Source organism: Actinoallomurus iriomotensis, assembly GCF_030269445.1.
Lineage (GTDB): Bacteria > Actinomycetota > Actinomycetes > Streptosporangiales > Streptosporangiaceae > Actinoallomurus > Actinoallomurus iriomotensis.
The window spans coordinates 1-898 of sequence record NZ_BSTJ01000035.1 but is presented as its reverse complement, the minus strand read 5'-3'; the positions used below and the strand labels follow the sequence as shown (position 1 = coordinate 898).

The 898-nt window shown below is 67.4% G+C and carries 1 protein-coding gene; it reads left to right on the top strand.

Annotated elements, in window-relative coordinates; genetic code table 11:
- The first annotated feature begins 91 nt into the window (after positions 1 to 91).
- Positions 92 to 879 (top strand): IS5 family transposase gene (locus tag QSK37_RS51290; RefSeq protein WP_285637444.1). Its coding sequence is split into 2 segments (ribosomal slippage): positions 92 to 425 and positions 425 to 879, totalling 789 coding nucleotides; the frame shifts between segments, so codons are not numbered across the junction.
- Positions 880 to 898: the final 19 nt, after the last annotated feature.

Below are 898 nucleotides of genomic sequence, written 5' to 3'. Positions count from 1 at the left end.
AGAGGTCCTAACAAAATGATCACTGTTGCCCGGTGATGGTGGGTCTGCCTGTTTGATCTTCGGTGTGAGGAAGGGTGAGCAGCCACCGTGGATCGTGGCCGACAGCTTGTGGGAGCGGATCGAACCGCTGCTGCCGGCGGTGGAGCGGCGCCGGCGCCATCCGGGCCGTAAGCGGCTGGATGACCGCAAGGTGCTGTGCGGGATCTTGTTCGTGCTGCATACGGGGATCGCGTGGGAGTTCTTGCCCCAGGAGTTGGGGTTCGGGTCGGGAATGACCTGCTGGCGGCGGTTGCGGGACTGGCACGATGCCGGGGTGTGGGATCGGCTGCACCAGGTGTTGTTGGCGGAGTTGCACGCGGCCGGGAAGCTGGACTGGTCCCGGGCGGTGATCGACGGCTCGCATGTGCGGGCGCTCAAGGGCGGCCCAAAACCGGTCCGAGCCCGGTCGACCGCGCACGGACGGGCTCGAAACACCACGTCCTGACCGACGGCCACGGCACACCGCTCGCCGTGTCGCTGACCGGCGGCAACCGCAACGACGTCACCCAGTTGATGCCGCTGATCGAGGCGGTCCCGCCCGTGCGGGGACGGGTCGGACGGCCCCGCCGGCGGCCCGACCACCTGCTCGCCGACCGTGGCTATGACCACGACAAATACCGCCGCCTGGTCTGGAAGAAAGGCATCAAACCTCTGATCGCCCGCCGCGGCACACCCCACGGTTCCGGCCTGGGCGTCCATCGCTACGTCGTCGAACGCACCATCGCGCTGTTGCACTGGTTCCGCCGGCTGCGCATCCGCTGGGAGATCCGCGACGACATCCACGAAGCCTTCCTCACCCTGGCCACCGCCATCATCTGCTGGCGACGCCTCGTCCGCTGACCTTTCTGTTAGGACCTCT